The organism is Brevibacterium gallinarum (genome assembly GCF_014836885.1).
In the GTDB taxonomy this organism is placed as follows: Bacteria; Actinomycetota; Actinomycetes; order Actinomycetales; family Brevibacteriaceae; genus Brevibacterium; species Brevibacterium gallinarum.
Genome location: NZ_JACSPY010000010.1, coordinates 1 through 19,292, shown reverse-complemented (window position 1 = coordinate 19,292; position 19,292 = coordinate 1). Strand labels below are relative to the sequence as shown.

The following is a 19,292-nucleotide window of genomic DNA, read 5'->3' as shown; positions in this document are numbered from 1 at the left end:
CCACAGCATCGCCTCACTCGACGGCCTTGCTCAAGTGAGCGAGTTCAGCCGCGTGCTGCTGGACAAACCTGTCCTTCGGTTCGTCCAGCGCTTCCTGCCACTGCTTCCACAGCGGCTCTGCACACGTCACCATGAGTTTGCCCGCTTCCTTCGAGTTCTCATCCGTCATCGCATCGAGGCTCGCCGCACCGAGACTGAATTGGCCCTCCCAGCCGTGCGCGGTTTCACCTGCGTCGTTCTTCCCCACGGTGGCGCCGCCAGCGATGAGGCAGTCGTTCACCGTTTGCTTCTCGGTGTTGTACCGCGGATCGTCCAGGACTTTGTCGAGCTCGTCACCCCATGCGTACTGCAGGTTCTCAAACTTCTGGTAGTCCTCGCTCTGAGGGGATGGGATCTCATCAGACCCAGCATCTGCACAATCCCACAGCACGAGATCACTGTCCTCGACCGTGGCATTGGCTTCGGGGGCGCGCCGCCAATCAAGCCCAACTTCAGTCAGCATCTTCGGCGAGGGCACGCGGAAGTCTGGAATCTGCAGATGACGCGTCGCAGCTTCATCGGCACGCGGCCACAGATCCTTGCGTCCGTTCTGCTCTAGGCAACTGCGAATTCCTTCTACCCGCCAGGAGGACAGGCGCTCACCCACCCATAGCGCATCATAGTGAGAGTCCGTTCCCGGGATCTGCACAATCGCACTTTCCACGCGTGGGTCAACACTCCCGTGGTCACTCGACCCGCTTGATCCATTCCCTGAACACCCACTGAGTAATACCGCGCAGCCGAGGAGAACACCGGCCATCAACCGCTTCTCCACGACTGCACGAAGCTCAAGACGCGATCTGTTCATTAATGCAGAACCTTCACCGTTGCGCCGTTGGTGGCCCGAATTCGATAGATGGTCCCTGGCTTCAATCCTCCAATGATCACTTTCGTTCCAACCTTGCCGTTCTTCAACTCAAGCCTGGCGGAGGCCGTCTTCCAACTATTCCCTGACTTGTATTCGCCAAAGTAAACCGATTTTGAAACCTTCTTAGCCTTCACTTCAGTAAGATTAACGTCTTTACATTTGGTGCTCGGCTTAACATGTTGGTGTTTGAGCTCTGTCCAGAAGCTGTGACAAGGACCAGCAGCCGCAACTGGCTGGGCCGCTGCGATCCCCCCGCCAAGTGCGACGGCGAGAACTGCCGCCAAGGAGGCAGCCTTCGCTGACTTCATTATAAATGCCCCTTACTACATGAGACGACACGCCACTCTAGTGCGATGACGCTGAGAACATGGTCCCAAAACACCCAGTGCTCATGGAATACGTTGTCTGACGTATGTTCTCAATTCCGGTTACGGCGGGAAGGGCAGTTGCCGAGGACTCGTTGCACCCCTCCCCTCAACTCATTGAGCAGGATCGAGAATGCTCGACCGCACACACAGCTGTGGCCCGCCAGCGCATAGCTCACCAGGAGCTGTCTGGTGGGGTGCCGTCGGGCACGCGCCCAGACGATGCCCCCGTTCAACACGATCGAGCGTCCCGGCCCACCAGTGAACGGTTCATCGGGCTAAGTCTGTCTTGAGTAGACAGCATCCGCCCACCTGCGCCACCTTCGTAGGTAGCCACCGGCTCGGTGCGCTACCCGGTTCTGAACGAGAGTCTCGCCTACCCGTTCCGTTCTGCCGGCGGATTCAGGGACTGCTACAGAATCGGAACAGACAAGACTTAACGGAAAGCTCACAGTGCCCCAGGGTCTGAAGAACAGCAATCCGTGAGTCGATCACAGACGATGCAGAGCGCTGAACCGAGCAACATCTGCGTACGGCGGAGAAAGGAGACGTCCTCGCGATTCTTGACAGTCAGGACCTTTTGCAAGACAGAAGTCTGCACTTGCGCGCCCGCGACTGCACAAGAGAGCGAGACCCTCACTCCCGCACTCAAGCGCACATTCGATTCCGAAGATGACATCCACGACGAGATCGTCGCGACGAACGCAACCGAAGCCATAGGGAACCGCGTATCATCTCACCATGGACCCAGTGAATCGCAAGAATGGAGGCCCCAGCAACGCGCGGGTCGCGCTATTGAGGAACCTGTCCGGAGACAGATTCATCGATCCGGCTGTCAGACTCAGTAGCGTCCTCATCGCTGTCACGTTAGTTTCCTATGGCGACGCGGGGCCGGATCCATTCGCGCTCGCTATCCAAGCCTTGGCTGCAGGCGCGGTCGTTCTATGTAGCTTCAAGCCGCTGCCGGGCATGGCCCTTGCAGCCTCCGCCCTAGTTCTTGAACTCGCGACAGGTCTCGACATCGGAGTTCATATCGCAGTGTCCGCCTGTATAGCGATTTCGCTTACGTACCTGCGATGGAAGGTCGCGACGATCGGCTCCGCATTCATTTGTCTGAGTGTCATATGGAAGCTCTTCATGACGTCCATCAGCCTGACAGCACTCGTTCAGGTGGAAGGCTACGTTTTGGTGCTCGCGCTGATTCTAGGGGCAAGTGGAGGGCTCGGCCAGCAGCGCCTCGACGCTGCGCTGTTCAAAGCCGAGGTTGCGGGTCGTGACGCAGAGCGAAAGCGCAGCCAGGAACGAACGGGAATCGCAAGAGACGTTCACGACTTGATCTCATTCAACTTGACGCGCGAGACTCTGATCCTGAACTCGATTCGGCTTGACACTACGGTGATGACAGATGATCACTTGGCTGAGCTACGAATGGCTAACCACGCTACGCAGAGATCTCTTCGTCAGCTCACCAAAACGTTGACCGGACCAGCAGCACTAGGAAAGATCGCACAGACAGATGATCTCCAGACCATCTGCGAGGACGTCGAACACACTTTCAACGGATTGGCAACACCGTTGACCGTCTCATGTCACATACCAGCACGGTTCTGCTCAGTGCACGCTTTCCGGCACCTGGAGTGCATCATAACCGAAGCGGCCTCGAACATCCTTCGGCATCATGACAAGAACCGGCGAGACCCCGCCGCGATCGATATCTATTTTGATGAGCAGACAGCAGAACTAGCAATTCGGACGTCGAACCCATGTAACCCGGCGAGCGAGAAACGCGAGCCACATTCGCTTGTCAGCAGGGTTGACGAACTTGGCGGCGCTCACTCTATCCACGTGAACTCAACTTTCAGCCTGGAAGCACACATCCCAGGGGAGCTTCAATCACTCGCTCACTACTGCGGTGAGCATCTTTCCGATATACGCGATTTAACGGATGCGTCATCATCAGACTTAGTGTTCAGATTCCGGCATGAAGATTGTGCTTTCGCTGATCCTCGCCGGATCCGCTTCGATCGCTCTGACGAAGACACCGAATCCCACTGATGCAATCCCTCCTAGCGCCTCCCACACAATTGTTGATTCCCGTAGCCACCCCAAGCCTGACTTTCTATGTGCATTATGGAAGCGGACAAACCCAAAATTGTACAAGGAACGGTGCACATGACTCGCGTAGCAATCATCGATGACGACGCGTGGGCAGTCCGTGGCATTGCCTCTGCGCTCGAAGATGCCACGGGGTTTGATGTCGTCGCCGAGGAATACAACGGAAGCAACGGCGTAAAAGCGGTGCTCGAGCACCATCCAGATGTCGTCCTGATGGACGTAAATATGCCGGGAGGCACCAACGGCATCGCAGCTACTGCCCAGATCCGACAAATGTGCCCGACAGCAAGAGTAATCGTTTTGACGACGCTGTCCCCTGGGCCGGGGCTTGCGAGGGCGCTAGAAGCAGGTGCGATCGGGGTGGTGACGAAGTCAGACCCACCGGATGTTCTCGTCGCAGCGATCCGTCAGGTGATGGACGATGATGAACCTGGTGCGCTTAAGAACCTCGCCGAAACCATCTTCATCAGCGGCGATCCCATGCCAGATTCGCCAGCAGTCCCGCCGCGTCTCACTTCCGCTGAACAGAGCATCCTTGAGTACATCGCTCGGGGCATGAGCTATGCAGACATTGCCGAAGAGCTCACAATCTCTCCGGCGACGGTACGGACACACGCGCAACGTCTACGTGAGAAGCTCAATGCCCATTCACTGTCACAGCTGGTCTATCGGGGCCTGCAGATGAGATTCATCAGCGTCTACTGACCTGGCTATATCTCTTACCTCTGTCCAGCTACCGGTGCTGTCGAGAGCGGTGGCCCAGAGTCCCCTGGGACTCTGGGCCACGACGATGGTCTGCGAAACCGGTCAGGCGCTCACAACGCGAGTTCGCGCTTGACGACCTCTGCCAGGCGTTCGGCTTGCTGCTGGGCGAAGTCGTGTGTCTCTGCTTCGACCATGACGCGGATGACCGGCTCGGTGCCAGACGCGCGCAGCAGCACGCGGCCGGTCTTGCCGAGCTCGGCCTCCACCGCTTCGACCTCGGAGGCGACGGCGGGGTCGCCGGCCCGGGTCTTGTCCACGCCCTTGACGTTGATGAGCACCTGCGGCAGCCGCGGGATCTCGGCAGCCAGGTCGGCAAGTGAGCGCTTCGTCTGCGCCATGCGGGCCAGCAGGTGCAGGGCGGTCTGCACGCCGTCGCCGGTGGTGCCGTAGTCGAGCATGAGCACGTGACCGGACTGCTCACCGCCGAGGGCGTAGCCATCGGCGAGCATGCGCTCGAGCACATAACGGTCACCGACCTTCGTCTGCACCGTCGCGATACCGGCCTGTTCCATCGCCAGGTGCAGGCCGAGGTTCGACATCACGGTGGTGACAAGCGTGTCGTGGGCGAGCGTGCCGGCGTCCTTGAGGCTGAGCGCCAAGATGCCCATGATCTGGTCGCCGTCGACCTCGCGGCCGAGTGCGTCGACAGCCAGGCAGCGGTCGGCATCGCCGTCGAAGGCGACCCCGGCGTCAGCCGAATGCTCCTTGACCGCAGCAACAAGCGAATCGATGTGGGTGGAGCCGACGCCGTCATTGATGTTGTAGCCATCCGGGTCGGCGGCAGTGACGATGACGCGGGCGCCGGCTTGGCGCAGCGCGGCCGGTCCGACGACCGAGGCGGCGCCGTGGGCGCAGTCGACGACGACGGTGAGCCCGGCCAGCGGCGCCCCGATGATCTCCAGGGCACCGGTGACCGGTGCGACCGGCGCATCCGGGTCGGAGCCGGCAGGCTGCTGGCCCTTGAACACGCCCATGACCAGCGATTCGACGTATTCGTCGGCAGCAGACGGGAAGTTCCGGATCCGGCCGACGGCGTCACCGGTCGGGCGATCCCAGTCGGTGCCGATGAGACCCTCGATCTCGTCTTCGAGTGCGTCGGGCAGTTTCGTGCCGCCGCGGGCGAAGAACTTGATGCCGTTATCGGGCATCGGGTTGTGGGAGGCGGAGAGCACCACGCCGAAATCGGCGCCGGTGCTCTTCACCACGTGGGCGACGCCGGGGGTCGGCAGTTCGCCGACGAGCAGCACGTCGACGCCGGCGGCGGCGATGCCGGAGGCGACGGCGTGGGTGAGGAACTCACCGGACGCACGGGTGTCGCGGCCGATGACGGCGAAGGGCCGCTGGCCGTTGGCGGCGACACCGGCACCGGAGGGTCCGGCGACAGCGGCATGCTGGCCGTTGCTGCCGCGGCGGGCGAGCACACGGGCGCCGGCTTCGGCGATCTGCAGGGCAAGGGTGGCGGTGATGTCGGCGTTGGCGAGTCCGCGCACGCCGTCAGTGCCGAAAAGTCGTGACATGGTCGTCCTTGTGGGTGATGTGACAGGTCAGTGGGCCCAGCCGGCCTGGCTGCAAACACTCAGACCCCCGCACCGCGCAAGGCGGGTGCGAGGGTCCGAGGTTCAGCATAGGGCCGGCACAGCGGCTGAGCGCATCAGCGCTTCGAGAACTGCGGTGCCTTGCGGGCCTTCTTGAGTCCGGCCTTCTTGCGCTCCGGGACGCGGGCGTCACGAGTGAGGAAGCCGGCCTTCTTCAGTTCGGCGCGGTTGGACTCGCGGTCGATCTGGTTGAGCGAGCGGGCGATGCCCAGGCGCACGGCACCGGCCTGGCCGGAGGGTCCGCCGCCGGAGATCCGCACGAAGACGTCGAAGCGGCCTTCGAGGTCGAGCAGGCGGAACGGCTCGTTGACGAGCTGCTGGTGCAGCTTGTTCGGGAAGTAGGTGTCCAGGTCGCGGCCGTTGATCGTCCACTGGCCGGAGCCGGGGACGAGGCGGACGCGGGCGATGGCCTGCTTGCGGCGGCCGACGCCGGAGCCCGGGGCGGTCAGCGACTGTCCGCGGCCACCGGCCACGGACTCGCCCAGACCAGCCGAAGCCGGGGTCTCGGTGGAGTATTCGGTCAGTTCGACGTCGTCGACGTCAGGGGTGTTGGTGGTATCAGCCACGGTTCTCCTCTTAAAGTCTTGGATGCCTGGTGCTTACTGCGCAACCTGGCTGATCTCGAACTGCTGCGGGTTCTGGGCGGCGTGCGGGTGCTCGCCACCGGCGTAGACCTTCAGCTTCTTGATCTGGGCGCGACCGAGGCGGTTCTTCGGCAGCATGCCGGCAACAGCCTTCTCGACGGCGCGCTGCGGATCCTTGGCCAGCAGCTCGGAGTAGGACGTGCTCTTGAGGCCGCCCGGGTAGCCCGAGTGGCGGTAAGCGCGCTTCTGCTCCAGCTTGGCGCCGGTGAGCGCGACCTTGTAGGCGTTGATGATGATCACGAAATCACCCGAGTCGACATTCGGTGCAAAGGTCACCTTGTGCTTGCCGCGGAGCAGGCGGGCAGCCTGCGAGGCAAGACGGCCGAGGACGACATCAGTGGCGTCGATGACGTGCCACTGGCGCTGAACATCGCCGGGCTTGGGGGTGTACGTACGCAAAAGTAGCCTTCTTCTTCGTCTATTGAGTGAACAGCTCGATGGCCGCCATTTCCACAGGTCGTGATCCAGGAAACGGCGTCCGGCTTGTCTGGCGCGCATACGTTCCCACACAGCTGACCCTCATCCCAGTGCCTGCAACGCGAATGAGGCTTCATGAGGAGCGTGTATAGACGTATACAACAACAGGCTAATCTACCGGAATCGCCGCCCCGGGCGCAAACCGGGCCCGCCCCGGGCGCAAACCGGGCCCGCGCCGGCTGGACGCGGGCCTCTCAGCAGGCGCCATGCTCCAGCCGATAAGCTGGGCGGGTGCCAGCTTCCTCAACTCCCACCCGCGCGCGAGGTGCCGCTCCGGCGAGCATCCTCACGCGCCTTCTCGTATGCCTGGGTGTCATCGCAGCCCTCGTACTGCCCACCACGGCACCTGCTGCGGCCGGCGAGCCGGCCAACGCCTCGGGAGCGGAGCACCCGGTCGTCTTCATCGGGGCCTCGGGTCTGTCGATGTCCGACATCAGCCCGGAGAGCACCCCGCACCTGTGGACGTTCGCCGAGCGCGCCGACACGGCCAATGTCACCGTCCGCTCCATGGTCTCGGTCACCTGCCCGGCTGCCGGCTGGCTGGCCGTCGGGTCCGGAGCGCGCATGCACGCCGCCGACATCTCCCCCTACGTCACCGGTGAGCAGGCCGCCGCCGAGGCCGACGGCACCCTGAGCGAGGAGGATGAGGAGCGGGCAGCGGAGGAGCGCCGCTCGGCGTGCCCGGACCTGCGCACCCCAGAGGGCACCGGCGCGGACGTCACGGTGGAGAACTTCGACCGGATCGTGGCAGCCAATGCGCAGAACTCCTACAGCTCAGGGATCGGCCAGCTGGCTGACACCGCCCGGCAATCCGGGGTGTGCGTCGAGGCGATCGGCCCGGGGGCTGCGTGGGCGGCAGCCGATGAGACCGGCCGGATCGACACGTGGGAGCCGGCCGGCACGAAGCCGGGCAGCTCGGCGCGCGCCCAGCAGGCCGACACCGCCGGGACCGGACTGTGCCCGCTGACGCTCATCGACGCCGGCACGATCGGCTCGGAGCGCTGGACGGCCGACGCCCCGGCCGGGGAGCACGATGAGCAGCTCGCCGCGATCGACGAGCACATCGGCGAATACCTCGCAGGCCTCGACCTGACGACGACGACCGTGCACATCGCCGGGGTCGGCGACCTCGGCAACCCCTCCCGGCTGCGCGCCCTGCTGCGCTCCACCCCACAGGTCGCCACCGGTGATGCGTCCCCGGGGATCCTGGAGAGCTCCTCGACCCGCAAGCCGGTGCTGCAGCTGACCGACCTCACCGGGCTGCTGCTCGCCGCCGCCCCGGGCATCGACAGCGAGCTGGCCCCGAATCCGGCCCAGCTCACCCGCATCGACGCCGGTGCACCGGCAGCCGAGCGCATCGACTCGCTTGTCGGGGATGCGACCGCGGCAGCGACTGTGCATCGCAGCGCCCAGACCTTCTCGATCGTGCTGACCACCGCCTTCTACGTCCTCACCGTCGCCGTGGGCCTGCTGCTCCTGGTTCCGCTGCAGCGCTGGTGGGCCCGCCGGGCCGGAATCACCCAGCCGGTGCTCGCCGGGCGGATCCGCACCGGCCTCGGCTGGGCCGGTCTCATCCTCGGCACCGTACCGATGGGCTCGTTCATCGCCGCCCTCCTGCCGTGGGAGCGGATGCCCGACCCGGTCCTCGGCCTCGGCCTGGCGATCGCGGCCGGTTCCGCGCTGCTGCTGACCACCGGCTTCGCAGGACCCTGGCGGCGCACCTTTGCCGGACGCGTCGCCGCGATCTGCACGGTCACCGCGGTGCTGCTCGGCGTCGACGTCGCGCTGTTCGGCTCGCAGCTGCAGTACAACTCGCTCATGGGCTACAACGCGATCGTCGCCGGCCGGTTCTACGGCCTCGGCAACCAGGGCGCGGCCCTGTTCATCGTCGCCCTGTTCCTCGCTCTGGCCTTCGGTGCCCGGGCAGTGGCAGCACGCACTGACCGGCGCGGGCCGCTGATCCTGTTCCTCGCAGGTCTCGGCGCGATCGCCGTCGGCACGCTCGGCAACCCGGTGTGGGGTGCGAAGTTCGGCGGCACCGTCGCCACCCTGTCCGGGCTCATGGTGCTCATTGCGCTCAGCCTCCGCGCCCGCCTGTCGCTGCTGCGGCTGGCCGGGATCGGGGCTGTCTCGCTCGGCGCGATCCTCGGTGTCGCCGCCCTCGACTACCTGCGCGCGCCGGCAGCCCGCTCGCACTTCGGCAACTTCTTCGCCCAGCTGCTCAGCGGTGAGGCCTTCGAGGTCATCTCCCGCAAGCTGAGCGCGAACCTCAACATCATCGTCGTCAACCCAGGCATGGCGATCATCGTGCCGCTGGCCGCTGTCGTCATCCTCATCTTCCTCGCCTACCTGCGCCGGTTCGCCGCCACCGCGCCGCTGACCCGCCGCTTCGACGGCGTGCTGCCTGAGGCCTTAGAGGATCGCTGCGTCCACGCCGGGTTCCTCGCCGTGTGCACCGGCCTGCTCGTCGGCCTCGTCATCACCGACTCCGGGGTCGCCGTACCCGGCACCGGGGCGATGATGTTCGTACCGTTCCTCCTCGCCCTCAGCGCCGATGTCCCCGCCGGCCGCACGCCCTCAACGGCGGCGACCATGCCCGAGGCGGATTCTGGACGGCAGGAGTCGGCTGGGGCCAGCGTGGCTGGGGAGGGTCGATGATCCGTCTGCGCCCAGCCCTTCTGGCGGTGCTCACCGCCGTGCTCATCGCAGCCCTCGGACTCGCCGGCCCGCTTGCGGCCGCCGCGCAGACCCAGGGCGCCGGAGCGCCGGGTGCGCAGGTGCCGGGCGCCCAGGCACAGGGTGCTCTGGCCCAGCCGGCCCCGGCTGCCGGTCAGCCGCAGTCCCAGCCGGTCATCTTCGTCGGTGTCTCCGGCCTCGAGCACGAGGACCTCGATCGATGGCGGACCCCGCACCTGTGGTCACTGGTGGAGAACGGATCGATCGGCACCATGACCCCGCGGTCGGTGCGCTCGACGAGCTGCCCGGCCGACGGCTGGCTGGCGGTCAGCTCCGGGCGGCGCGCTGCCGATGAGTCCGCCGCCCAGTGCCGGACGCTGCAGCCGCCGCTATCAGGCTGGACGGCAGACTGGGACGTCTACCAGGAGAAGGTCGCCCACGACCGCTATGACGCCGACCTCGGTGCGCTGGCCGCAGCCGTCCCCGATCTCCATGCGATCGGACCCGGAGCGGCGATCGCCGCAGCCGAATCCGATGGCCGGGTGCGCTCCTACGAAAGCCTCGACGCCGACCTCGGCGACCAGGTGCGCACCGCAGCCGAGCACCATCCGCTCGTGCTCATCGACCTGGGCAATGTGCGCACCCCCGGCTACTCGATCACCGAACTCGACGACCACCTCGGCGACATCCTCGCAGCCTACGACGAACACGCCGCAGGCGGTGCAGACAGCGCGCAGTCGCTGCTCATGGTCGCCTCGATCGCCGACGGCTGGACTGAGTCCTCCAGCATGCAGTTCGCTGCGATCCAGCGGCCCGGTGAGCAGCCGGGCATCCTCACCTCCCCGTCGACCAAGCAGCCGGGCCTCATCCAGACGACGGACATCATGCCGACCCTCGTGCGCGCGACAGGCGCGCAGACGGATGCCAACCTCGCCGGCGCCCCGATCACCACCGCCTCGGCGCCGGCCAGTGCTGGGGATCGCTACCAGCTCATGCTCGACCGGCAGGTCGCCGTCGCCACACAGGCGGCGATGTCGGTGTGGTTCTATCCCGTCTTCGCCGGGCTCATGGCCGCACTGCTCGCGGTTGCCGCGCTCGTCGGCCGGCGCGCCTGGCCGCGGGTCATCAACCCGCTGCGCGCCGGCGGGCTGTTCTTCGCCGCGATCCCCGTCTCAACCTACCTCGTCAACGTCATCCCGTGGGAGCGTTCGACGAGCCCGGATGTTGCGATGCTCGCAGCCTTGGGCGGGTGGGCGCTGGCGCTGACGCTGGCCGGGCTGCTCGGGCCGTGGAAGCGCTTCACGCTCGGCCCGCTCACCTTCGTCGCCGTCGCCACGGTGCTCGTCCTCGCCGGTGACGTCATCACCGGTTCGCACCTGCAGATGTCGACGCTGCTCGGGGAGCCGCTGCTCATCGCCTCCCGGTTCTACGGGATCGGCAACTCAGCTCTCGCGCTGTTCCTCACCGCGCTCGTCTTCGCGCTCATCACCGCCTGCTCGCTCATCGCCAACCGCTGGGTGCGGCTGAGCGTCGTCCTCGTGACGATGGTGCTCGCCTGCCTGCTGCTGGCCACCCCCGGACTCGGCACGAAGTTCGGCTCCGTGCCGGCGCTCGTCGTCGGCCTGGGCGTGCTGGCGCTGGCGGCTGCCGAGATCCGGGCCTCGATCAAGCGGCTGGCGCTCATCGTCGGCACGACGGCCGGCATCATGATCGCCGTGCTCGTCATCGACTGGCTGCGCCCGGCCGATGACCGCACCCACTTCGGCCGGTTCTTCGCCTCGATCATCAGCGGTGAGGCCGGCGCGGTGCTCATGCGCAAGATCGGCATGAACATCGACATCCTCACCCAGTCGTGGATGACGCTGCTGCTGCCGCTCATCATCGCTGCGGTGTTCTGGGCGGCGATCGCTCCGGGCCGGTTCCGCATCCCGGCGCTGCCCCGGCTCTACGCCCGGTTCCCGTATCTGCGCATGGGCATGATCTCCTTGGCGGTGCTGCTCGGCGTCGGTGCCGTCGTCAACGACTCCGGCATCATCGTCCCGGCTGTCGGGCTGCTGTTCCTCATCCCGGCACTCGCCCATCTGGTCGGCCGGCAGGCGGCCGAATGCCAGCGCGAGTCCCGCGCCCGGCGCCCACGTTCCGGCGAGCCTGGTGCCGAGGACAGGCCGACGGTTCCGCAGTCCCAACGCTGACCTGCCCGAGCGCTCCGATGCGGCGTTCGATCGCAGCCGCGCGAATCCTCCGCGGTCACCGCGGTGACGTCAGCTCGCACCGGTGCCCTCTTCTCCCCTGCAGCGCCACGCATGTGGTGTTCCCCGACTGGGCTCATCGGACGCCGGGCCGGACTCATGTGACGCCGGACTGGACTCGTCAGTCGCCGGGCTGCCCGGTCCCCCAGACGCCGATCGGCCCGCCAGCCGGGTCCCGGGGGTCCGGGGTGCGGCCGGCGGGGCGCTGGTGGCGGGCAAATCAGTCAGCGGTTCAGCTGACCGATCTCACCTGCTGCTCAGAGCTGCGAGCGGCGGCGAACGGCGTAGACCGAGGCGGCACCTGCACCGATGAGTGCCAGTGCGACACCGAGCGCGGTGGCGAGCTCAGCACCGGTGCGCGGGAGGCGACCCTTGTCGTCCGTGCCCTTGCCGTCCTTGTCCTTGCCGTTGTCGTCCTTGCCCTTGCCGTCGTCATCCTTGCCGTCATCGGACGGGTCGTCGGAGGGCTCGTCGCTCGGATCATCCGAGGGATCATCGGACGGATCGTCAGACGGGTCGTCTTCAGGGACCGTCACAGCTGCCTCGACCGTGTGGACGAGCGGCATCGGGTTGTCGTCCCAGAAGGGGTGCTCCGGATCAGCGGTCAGGCTGACGGTGAACGGGTACTCACCGGCCTTGGCGCCCTCCGGTGCGGTGATGGTGAACGGGTAGTCCGAGTCACCGGCCGGGATCTCGTCGATCCGAGCACCGTCACCGTTGTCGCCGGCGTGCTCGCCGTAGTCGACCTCGAAGCCCTCCGGCAGGCCGGAGACGCCGTAGGTGACCGGTCCGGTGACCTTCTCATCGGCGTTGAGGTTGACGGCGAAGTTCGTCGGCTCGTCCTCGCTGCCGGTCAGCGTCGCGTCGACGGTGCCGTTGCTGATGACGTCGAGAGCAGCGTCAGCCTGGCGCTCCTTCTTGTCCGGGGAGACCGGGGAGTTCTCCTCGAAGTACTTCTGCCAGATCTCGAAGTCGGTCATGCCCGACTGCTCGAATGTTCCGGTGGCGAACGCGGCGAAGTTGTCACCGCCGGCTGCCAGGAACGACAGCGTTGCGACCTTGTACTCCCGGTTCGGGTCGATGTCCTCACCGTTGACCTTGACCGACTTCACGCGGTCACCGGCCTCGGCAGTCGAGTCGTAGACGACGTCGAGCTCATCGGAGATGCCCAGGTGCAGGAACGGACGCGAGGCACCCTCGGGCTGCCACTGCTCTTCGAACAGCTGGGTGACGGCCTCACCGGTCATCGTCACGACACCGTGGTCGTTGGCAAACGGCAGCACGCCGTTGAGTTCGGCGACGGTGACTTCGCACTTCTTCTCATCGTTGTAGATGTCGTCGCACTTGAGGTCGGTGCGCAGACCGCCGGGGTTGGTGATGCCGAAGTCGGCCTCCTCGAGCTGGGTGTAGGAGGCACCCTCCTTGAGGGCGTCGGCGACGAGGTTGCCGAGTGTCGACTCAGCGCCGCGGTCTTCCTTGCCGTCCTTCTCTGCCCGGGTGATGTCCTCGGTGATCTCTCCGACGACCTCCGAGCCCTTCTCCTTGGCGACGTCCTCGGCATCGGCGATGATCTGCTTGGCCTTCGTCACGCGCTCGGAGTCGTAGTCCTCGCCCTTCGTCGCAAGCACCTCGTTGGTGTCGACGTTCCAGTTGCCCTCGGCATCGGCTTCGAGGACGAGCTTCGAGACGGCCTTGGCGTAGTGGTCGGCCTGCACGATCGGGCGGGTGCGGTCGGTGCCGGGCACCGGAGCCTCGAGTGCCATCTTCTTGTGCGAGTGGCCGAAGAACAGCGCATCGACGGAGGCGTCGGCGTCATCGACGAGCTTGGCGAACTCCCTGTTCGAGCCCTTCGCACCGTCGACGGAATCGGTGACGTCGGGGCCGAGGTGGGCCTGGACGATCGTCAGGTCCGGCTTCTCGGCATCAGGCAGCGCTTCGAGGCGCGCGGCCTCGTCGTTGACAGCCTCAGTCGCGTCGCCGAATTCGAGTCCGGAGATGCCGTCGGGTGAGACGAGGCTGGCGGTGTCCTGGGTGACGACGCCGATGACGGCGACCTTGACGCCGTCGACTTCGTACTGGTGGCTGGCCGGCAGGGCATCGAAGTGATCCTTCGTGCCCTCCTTGTAGACATTCGCACCGAGGGTCGGGAAATCGCTGCGCGGGACGATCCGGTCGCTCAGATCGTCAAGACCGCGGTCGAATTCGTGGTTGCCGACGGCCGAAGCGTCGAGCTCGAGGGCGTTGAGGTAGTCGATCGTCGGGGCGTCCTCCTGAGCGGAGGAAGTGTAGATCGAGGCACCGATGTTGTCACCGGCCGACAGCAGCGTCGTCGCTGCCTCACCGCCGTCGAAGGCGGCGCGCTCGCGCTCGATGACCGAGGCGGTGCCGATGCCGTCGGCGTCGAGGCGGCCGTGGAAATCGGTGATCCCCAGGATCTGGATCTTCTTGCCCTCCTCGACATCAGCCATGGCCGGCAGTGCGCCGAGCGGCACGACCAATCCGGCGGCGGCTGTGGCGCCGATGAGCAAGCGGGGCAGGGATGAAGCCATTTTCGTCCTTCGTCAGGTACCTGAATCGTCTCCGCGCCGGGCCCGCTCGGGGGCAGAGGCGCACCGTTCCAGCCTGCCGTCTGCCGATTGCCTCACGGCGAACTGAAGCTGAACGCGCTGTGAAACACCCAGGTTCTTCACATGGTCCAGGAATCACTCTCTCATAGACCTGGGCCGGCTGTAACCCCTCTTACACAGATGCGCCGGGTGATGCGTCGGCGCCCGGATCGGGGTCGGCACCCGGTTCGGTGTCGCGGCGGGCGCGGGTGCGCTCAGCGCGGGCCCGCCACTCCCGAGGCGGCGGGTACTCGACGTGCTCCATCACCAGGCCGTGGGCGGGGGTGACGAACATCGGGCCGAGGTCGGTCTCGCCTGCCTCGGCGCGGGCGATGAGCTCGGCCGGCCGGGTGGCCGGCCAGGCACCGGTGCCAACCTTGATGAGCCCGCCGACGAGCGCTCGGACCATGTGGTGGCAGAAGGCGTCAGCGCGCAGGTCGATGACGATGATGCCCTCATCGTCGCGGGTGACGCTGCACTCCAGCAGGGTGCGGATCGTCGTCGATTCCGGGCGCGGCTTGCAGAAGGGCAGAAAGTCGTGCAGGCCGAGGATCTCCTGGGCCGCGGTGTGCATCGCCGCAGCATCGAGGCGCTCTTTCGACACGGTCGTGTGTCCGGCGGCCAGCGGGTCGAGGAAGGAGGCCGGGTCGGCGATCCGGTAGGTGTAGCGGCGCGAGACGGCAGCAAAGCGGGCATCGAAGGCGGCATCGACCTCGCTGGCGGCATGGACGACGATGTCGTTACCGCCCAGGTGGCGCAGCGCCCCGCGCAGCCGGGCGGCCAGCGCATCACCGACGGTGCGGTCGGAACGGCCGATGAGCCGGGCCGCGATCGCATCGGTGATGTCGAGGTGGACGACCTGCCGGCGGGCATGCACACCGGCATCGGTGCGCCCGGCCACGACGGTGCGCACCGGGGTGCCGCAGATCGTCTCCAGTCCCGCTTCGATGAGACCCTGCACGGTGCGGGCCTCAGGCTGGCGGGCCCAGCCGTGGAAGTCGGTGCCCCGGTAGCCGAGGTCGAGGCGGATCCGCCTGCGCGACTCCGCTTCGGCGCTCACCGGCCCTCGCTCAGCCGGCCGGGCCGGTAGTCGGGATCGCTGCTGGACACGATGTCCTGGGAGTCGGTGTCGAGGTCGAGGTCGAGCTCGGAGTACGGCACCGGAGTGAACTCCGGGAAACGGCGGGGCATGAGCACCGGCAGCACCCCGCGCCGGCGCCTGCGGTAGCGGGAGACGTTGGCGTTGTAGTAGCGGGAGTCAGCGGCGATGCGCGATTCGACGACGCACATCTGGATGAACAGCGCACGGGCGACGTACTCGGCATCCGAGGCTGACTCCCCATAAGCGACCTGCTGTGCGCCGAGGCGCTGGTGCAGCTGCGCAAGAGCCACGGTGAGCTGCTCTTCAGCCGCGCCCACCGCCTCAGGCCCGGCCGCCTGGCGAGCGGCGGCGAAGGCATCGCCGACGGCATCGACCCGGGCGCGCAGCTGCGGGTTCTCCTCGACCAGCGCCGCACACGATTCGAGGAAGGAGGGGATGAGGGAGCGGCGCTCGTGGATGTCGGCGCTCAGCTGACGGTGCCCCTCCGCGCACAGGTCGCGGGCGAGGCTGAGCTGGTTGAACCGGATGACGAGGATGACGACCGCGGCCAAGATGAGCAGGCAGGCCAGTGCGGCCAGCCACCACAGCAGCGTCGGCATCGTGTTCCTTTCCTCAAACCTCGAGAATGCGCCGGCGCACCGCACTCCCGGCCGTGTGCATCGTCGGCTGGCAGGAATGGCGCCGCCAACAGTTTACCCCGAGTTCGCCTGGACCTCCGGGCTTCGTCTGGTGTTGCCCGACACGTCACATCATGGCCGCACGAGCGTCACGCACACCCGGTGCACTGGAATCATGCGCGTCGCTATCCTGGCCGAATCATTCCTCCCGCACATGAACGGGGTGACCCATTCGCTGCTGCGGGTGCTCGATCATCTCGCCGACCGCGGCGACGACGTCCTCGTCATCGCCCCCGGCACCAAACGCGACAGACCCCACGAGGTGGCCGGTGCGCCGATCGTGCGCGTGCCCTCCTTCGCGCTGCCGAAGTACCGGCGCGTGCGTGTGGCCCCCGGCGGTGTCGCACGGATCCGCCGACTGCTCGCCGAGTTCGAACCCGATGTCGTGCACCTGGCCTCCCCGTTCGTGCTCGGCTGGCGCGGCGTGCTCGCCTGCCAGGACCTCGGCCTGCCCTCAGTGGCCGTCTACCAGACCGAGGTGCCGGCCTACGCCGCCCGCTACGGCATGCACGGGCTGGAGCAGATGCTGTGGCATCACGTGCGCAACATCCACCAGCACGCCTCGCTCACCCTCGTGCCCTCCAGCTACGCCGCCGGCCAGCTGACCTCCCACGGAGTCGGCACGGTGCGCACCTGGGCGCGCGGCGTCGACGCCAGCCGCTTCGACCCGAGCCGCCGCAGCGAAGCCTGGCGGCAGACGGTCGCCCCGAACGGTGAGAAGATCATCGGCTTCGTCGGCCGGCTCGCGGTGGAGAAGCAGGTCGAGGATCTCGCAGTGCTCGCCGGCGACCCGTCGCTCAAGCTCGTCATCGTCGGCGAGGGGCCGCAGAAGAAGCGCCTCCAGCAGGTGCTGCCCGGCGCCCACTTCACCGGGTTCCTCGGCGGCGACGCACTCGCCCAGGCGGTCGCGAGCTTCGACGTCATGGTCGCCCCCGGTGAGCTGGAGACCTTCTGCCAGACGATCCAGGAGGCGATGGCCTCAGCCGTGCCGGTCGTCGCACCGGCCCGCGGCGGCCCGCTCGACCTCGTCGACTCCTCGCGCACCGGCTGGCTCTACCAGCCCGGCGACCTGCGAGCGCTGCGCGGTCACGTCCGCGACCTCGCCGGCGATGACGCCAAGCGCCGCGCCTTCGGCCAGACCGCCCGCGCCACCGTCCTCGGCCGGTCCTGGAAGTCGGTGTGCTCCCAGCTCATCGGCCACTACGCTGCGGCGATCGAAAATCCCGCCCCGCAGGTCATCGGCCGTTCTGGGGTGGGCGTGCCCCGCTGGGCGCAGGATCGCGTCGGCTGACGGCGACCATCGCCGAGGCGGTGGTTCAGTCCCCGAGGCAGAGACTCGGTCCCCCGAGGCAGAGGCTCAGTCCCCGAGTCCGCGGGCGTCGAGTGCCCGGCCGGCCGAGTCTTTCTGCCGATTGGTCAGAAGTCTTGCAACCGCGGCATCTTTGAAACCCGCATCAGTCAGGGTAAGTGTCGCTTGCCCACCGCCGCTGCCCTCGCTTGTCGACGCGCTGCAAGCCCCGGGGTTATGTCGCACTCGCACATGCGACTACCGATGGATGAGAGGCCTGAAGGCTCACGTAGCTGGGCCTGAGCACCACGGAGTTCATCGAGTTTCGCATCAAGTGCCGGATCCGGCCGTTTGACCACCAGGTGTCCCGCGTGGGACAGTTAACTCAGCTGTCCCACCTGGGACATAGAGCGCGGCGGCTGGGAGGCTGGGAAAGTGACCGAATCGTGGGAAGCACCTGTGGCTGCGTGCAGACGTGCACGCCTGTATCACGCCGCTTTCACTGTCGTCGGGAAAGAAGTTGAGCTCGAAGCGATCACACAGCTCAAAAAGGCGGGGATGGGAGTGCGTGAAATCGCCCGGCTGACCAAAATTCCCCGATCGACGGTCTCCCGCTTATGCCGAGACCTTCCGGGAGCAAAGCGACAGATGGCGATGGAACGAGCCGAGATTTCGCCTGAGCTGCTCGCTGCCGTCCGGGCCGCAGTCAACGGATCTGAGCTGGAGCTCAGACTCTCAGATGGAATCGAATCACAGCGCGGAGGCCGAGAAAGCCATGGCAGGATCAGCTAATAGCGACGATGCGCACTCGCCTCGAAGCAGCCGGAATCACATGGCGGAGCACAGGGCCCGGTGCTGGCGAAGGGATGCCCATCGTCGCCTGAAGTGCTTCAGGGTCAACGTTTGTCAATCGCATGACCGTCTCGAAGGACACGCGGGTGGCGCGTGAAATGAGTGCAATCGCTAGCACCACGTTGTACTCAGCTGATGCGCTGGGAACGACGACGTCAACTGTCCTTCAGTGACAATGGCCCTGCCGCCTGCGATGCCAACCTCTCTGCTGTGGGCAATTGGAGTGACCAGCACTCGTCTGCCAGTGGCAATGACGCCGCTTGCCCTCATCTTCCTTGGCAATCACATCTATGGCTCTTATGTATACGGTCTGGTCCTCGTCGGATTGTATGCCTCAGCCGAAGCATGTTTTGCCCCGCTTCTCGGAATGCGCCTGAGCGGTTCATATTTTCGGCGCGAGGTGGCGATCGGCTTGCTTGTCAGCGGGTGTGCTTACAGCCTGCTTGCCGTACTCGGGAGCACGGGCATGCCGGTGGCCTGGATGCTCGCCGTTCTTGCCGGCGGCGGTGCCGCCGCAGTCCCTGGCGCCCTGCGCGTAGCAATTGTGAATATCGTCGAGCAAGACAGGGTTCGTCAGGCATTCAGCACCGAAACCGTCATCACAATGGCCTGCTGGGCTGCGGCGCCCGCCTTGGTTTCATTTGTGAGCTTCCGGCATTCGCCGCTTCTTGTCATTGCGGCCTGTGGATTCACGCTTTTATTGAGCCTACTGGTTGTATTGGGCCTCCCAGAGCAAGCGACTGCCCCACCGCCTCCTAACGCCGCCGGTGAGCCGCGAACACGGAGGCTCAAACAGGTGCTCTCCGCATGGCCCATCTTCATCACCGCCGCTATCGCAATGAGCACGGTCTCAATCCTCGAGCTCCTGTTACCCGCAATTCTCGAAGAGCGCGGAAGTGGGGTGTATCAAGGTTCTTGGACAGTTCCTCTTGATGGGAGAGGATCAAGAGCATGGCAAGTGCATCACGGCGGAA

Annotated in this window: 15 protein-coding genes; 7 read left to right on the top strand and 8 right to left on the bottom strand. The window is 66.0% G+C overall.

Going from position 1 to position 19,292, the window contains the following annotated elements; translation table 11 throughout:
* Nucleotides 1–13: 13 nt before the first annotated feature.
* Nucleotides 14–703 (bottom strand): hypothetical protein, encoded by a 690-nt coding sequence (locus H9634_RS10465; protein ID WP_191726604.1) that lies wholly within the window; start codon nucleotides 701–703, stop codon nucleotides 14–16.
* A 143-nt stretch (nucleotides 704–846) separates the two neighbouring features.
* On the bottom strand, nucleotides 847–1,215 hold the full coding sequence (locus H9634_RS10460) for a hypothetical protein (protein WP_146004335.1): 369 nt from the start codon (nucleotides 1,213–1,215) through the stop codon (nucleotides 847–849).
* Between the two features lie 798 nt (nucleotides 1,216–2,013).
* Between H9634_RS10460 and H9634_RS10455 the strand changes: the two genes are divergently transcribed.
* Both H9634_RS10455 and H9634_RS10450 read left to right on the top strand, forming a co-directional pair.
* Nucleotides 2,014–3,327, top strand: a complete 1,314-nt coding sequence (locus H9634_RS10455) for a sensor histidine kinase (RefSeq protein WP_191726603.1) — start codon at nucleotides 2,014–2,016, stop codon at nucleotides 3,325–3,327.
* A gap of 117 nt (nucleotides 3,328–3,444) precedes the next feature.
* Nucleotides 3,445–4,092 (top strand): response regulator, encoded by a 648-nt coding sequence (locus H9634_RS10450; protein WP_170274615.1) that lies wholly within the window; start codon nucleotides 3,445–3,447, stop codon nucleotides 4,090–4,092.
* A gap of 110 nt (nucleotides 4,093–4,202) precedes the next feature.
* Here H9634_RS10450 and H9634_RS10445 read toward each other — a convergent pair whose 3' ends face one another.
* The 3 genes from H9634_RS10445 to rplM all read right to left on the bottom strand — a co-directional run bounded on the left by H9634_RS10445 (nucleotide 4,203) and on the right by rplM (nucleotide 6,790).
* A complete protein-coding gene (locus H9634_RS10445) occupies nucleotides 4,203–5,669 on the bottom strand; it encodes a phosphoglucosamine mutase (protein ID WP_191726601.1) in 1,467 nt (488 codons plus the stop codon).
* A gap of 134 nt (nucleotides 5,670–5,803) precedes the next feature.
* Nucleotides 5,804–6,313, bottom strand: coding sequence for a 30S ribosomal protein S9 (gene rpsI, locus H9634_RS10440; protein WP_318245077.1), 510 nt, complete (start codon nucleotides 6,311–6,313; stop codon nucleotides 5,804–5,806).
* Between the two features lie 33 nt (nucleotides 6,314–6,346).
* Nucleotides 6,347–6,790, bottom strand: coding sequence for a 50S ribosomal protein L13 (rplM, locus tag H9634_RS10435; protein ID WP_191726600.1), 444 nt, complete (start codon nucleotides 6,788–6,790; stop codon nucleotides 6,347–6,349).
* A gap of 309 nt (nucleotides 6,791–7,099) precedes the next feature.
* On the opposite strand from rplM, the gene H9634_RS10430 reads away from it, so the two are divergent.
* Both H9634_RS10430 and H9634_RS10425 read left to right on the top strand, forming a co-directional pair.
* Nucleotides 7,100–9,526, top strand: a complete 2,427-nt coding sequence (locus H9634_RS10430; protein ID WP_191726599.1) for a hypothetical protein — start codon at nucleotides 7,100–7,102, stop codon at nucleotides 9,524–9,526.
* Nucleotides 9,523–11,736, top strand: coding sequence for a hypothetical protein (locus H9634_RS10425; RefSeq protein WP_191726598.1), 2,214 nt, complete (start codon nucleotides 9,523–9,525; stop codon nucleotides 11,734–11,736). Before H9634_RS10430 ends, H9634_RS10425 begins: the two co-directional genes overlap by 4 nt.
* Nucleotides 11,737–12,050: 314 nt before the next feature.
* On the opposite strand, the gene H9634_RS10420 is transcribed toward H9634_RS10425, so the two are convergent.
* From H9634_RS10420 to H9634_RS10410, 3 genes are all read right to left on the bottom strand, one after another.
* Nucleotides 12,051–14,342, bottom strand: a complete 2,292-nt coding sequence (locus H9634_RS10420) for a bifunctional metallophosphatase/5'-nucleotidase (protein ID WP_191726597.1) — start codon at nucleotides 14,340–14,342, stop codon at nucleotides 12,051–12,053.
* A gap of 190 nt (nucleotides 14,343–14,532) precedes the next feature.
* On the bottom strand, nucleotides 14,533–15,459 hold the full coding sequence (gene truA, locus H9634_RS10415; protein WP_191726596.1) for a tRNA pseudouridine(38-40) synthase TruA: 927 nt from the start codon (nucleotides 15,457–15,459) through the stop codon (nucleotides 14,533–14,535).
* The gene (locus H9634_RS10410) at nucleotides 15,456–16,100 is read right to left on the bottom strand and encodes a LemA family protein (RefSeq protein ID WP_191726595.1); all 645 of its coding nucleotides are present in this window, start codon (nucleotides 16,098–16,100) and stop codon (nucleotides 15,456–15,458) included. Before H9634_RS10410 ends, truA begins: the two co-directional genes overlap by 4 nt.
* A 193-nt stretch (nucleotides 16,101–16,293) precedes the next feature.
* Here H9634_RS10410 and H9634_RS10405 point away from each other — a divergent pair, with 193 nt between their 5' ends.
* The 3 genes from H9634_RS10405 to H9634_RS10395 form a co-directional block, all read left to right on the top strand.
* Nucleotides 16,294–17,469: a glycosyltransferase family 4 protein gene (locus H9634_RS10405; RefSeq protein WP_102161825.1), complete on the top strand. Its 1,176-nt coding sequence runs from the start codon at nucleotides 16,294–16,296 to the stop codon at nucleotides 17,467–17,469.
* Between the two features lie 432 nt (nucleotides 17,470–17,901).
* A complete protein-coding gene (locus H9634_RS15000) occupies nucleotides 17,902–18,258 on the top strand; it encodes a helix-turn-helix domain-containing protein (RefSeq protein WP_191726594.1) in 357 nt (118 codons plus the stop codon).
* 235 nt (nucleotides 18,259–18,493) lie between these two features.
* Nucleotides 18,494–19,292: MFS transporter (locus tag H9634_RS10395; protein WP_404801688.1), on the top strand; the 799-nt coding region annotated here is incomplete at its 3' end.

Bases quoted from the DNA above. Each gene is read 5' to 3' on its own strand.
- H9634_RS10460 (WP_146004335.1), bottom strand. From the start codon at position 1,215: ATGAAGTCAGCGAAGGCTGCCTCCTTGGCGGCAGTTCTCGCCGTCGCA.
- H9634_RS10455 (WP_191726603.1), top strand. From the start codon at position 2,014: ATGGACCCAGTGAATCGCAAGAATGGAGGCCCCAGCAACGCGCGGGTC.
- H9634_RS10450 (WP_170274615.1), top strand. From the start codon at position 3,445: ATGACTCGCGTAGCAATCATCGATGACGACGCGTGGGCAGTCCGTGGC.
- H9634_RS10445 (WP_191726601.1), bottom strand. From the start codon at position 5,669: ATGTCACGACTTTTCGGCACTGACGGCGTGCGCGGACTCGCCAACGCC.
- H9634_RS10425 (WP_191726598.1), top strand. From the start codon at position 9,523: ATGATCCGTCTGCGCCCAGCCCTTCTGGCGGTGCTCACCGCCGTGCTC.
- H9634_RS10420 (WP_191726597.1), bottom strand. From the start codon at position 14,342: ATGGCTTCATCCCTGCCCCGCTTGCTCATCGGCGCCACAGCCGCCGCC.
- H9634_RS10410 (WP_191726595.1), bottom strand. From the start codon at position 16,100: ATGCCGACGCTGCTGTGGTGGCTGGCCGCACTGGCCTGCCTGCTCATC.
- H9634_RS10405 (WP_102161825.1), top strand. From the start codon at position 16,294: ATGCGCGTCGCTATCCTGGCCGAATCATTCCTCCCGCACATGAACGGG.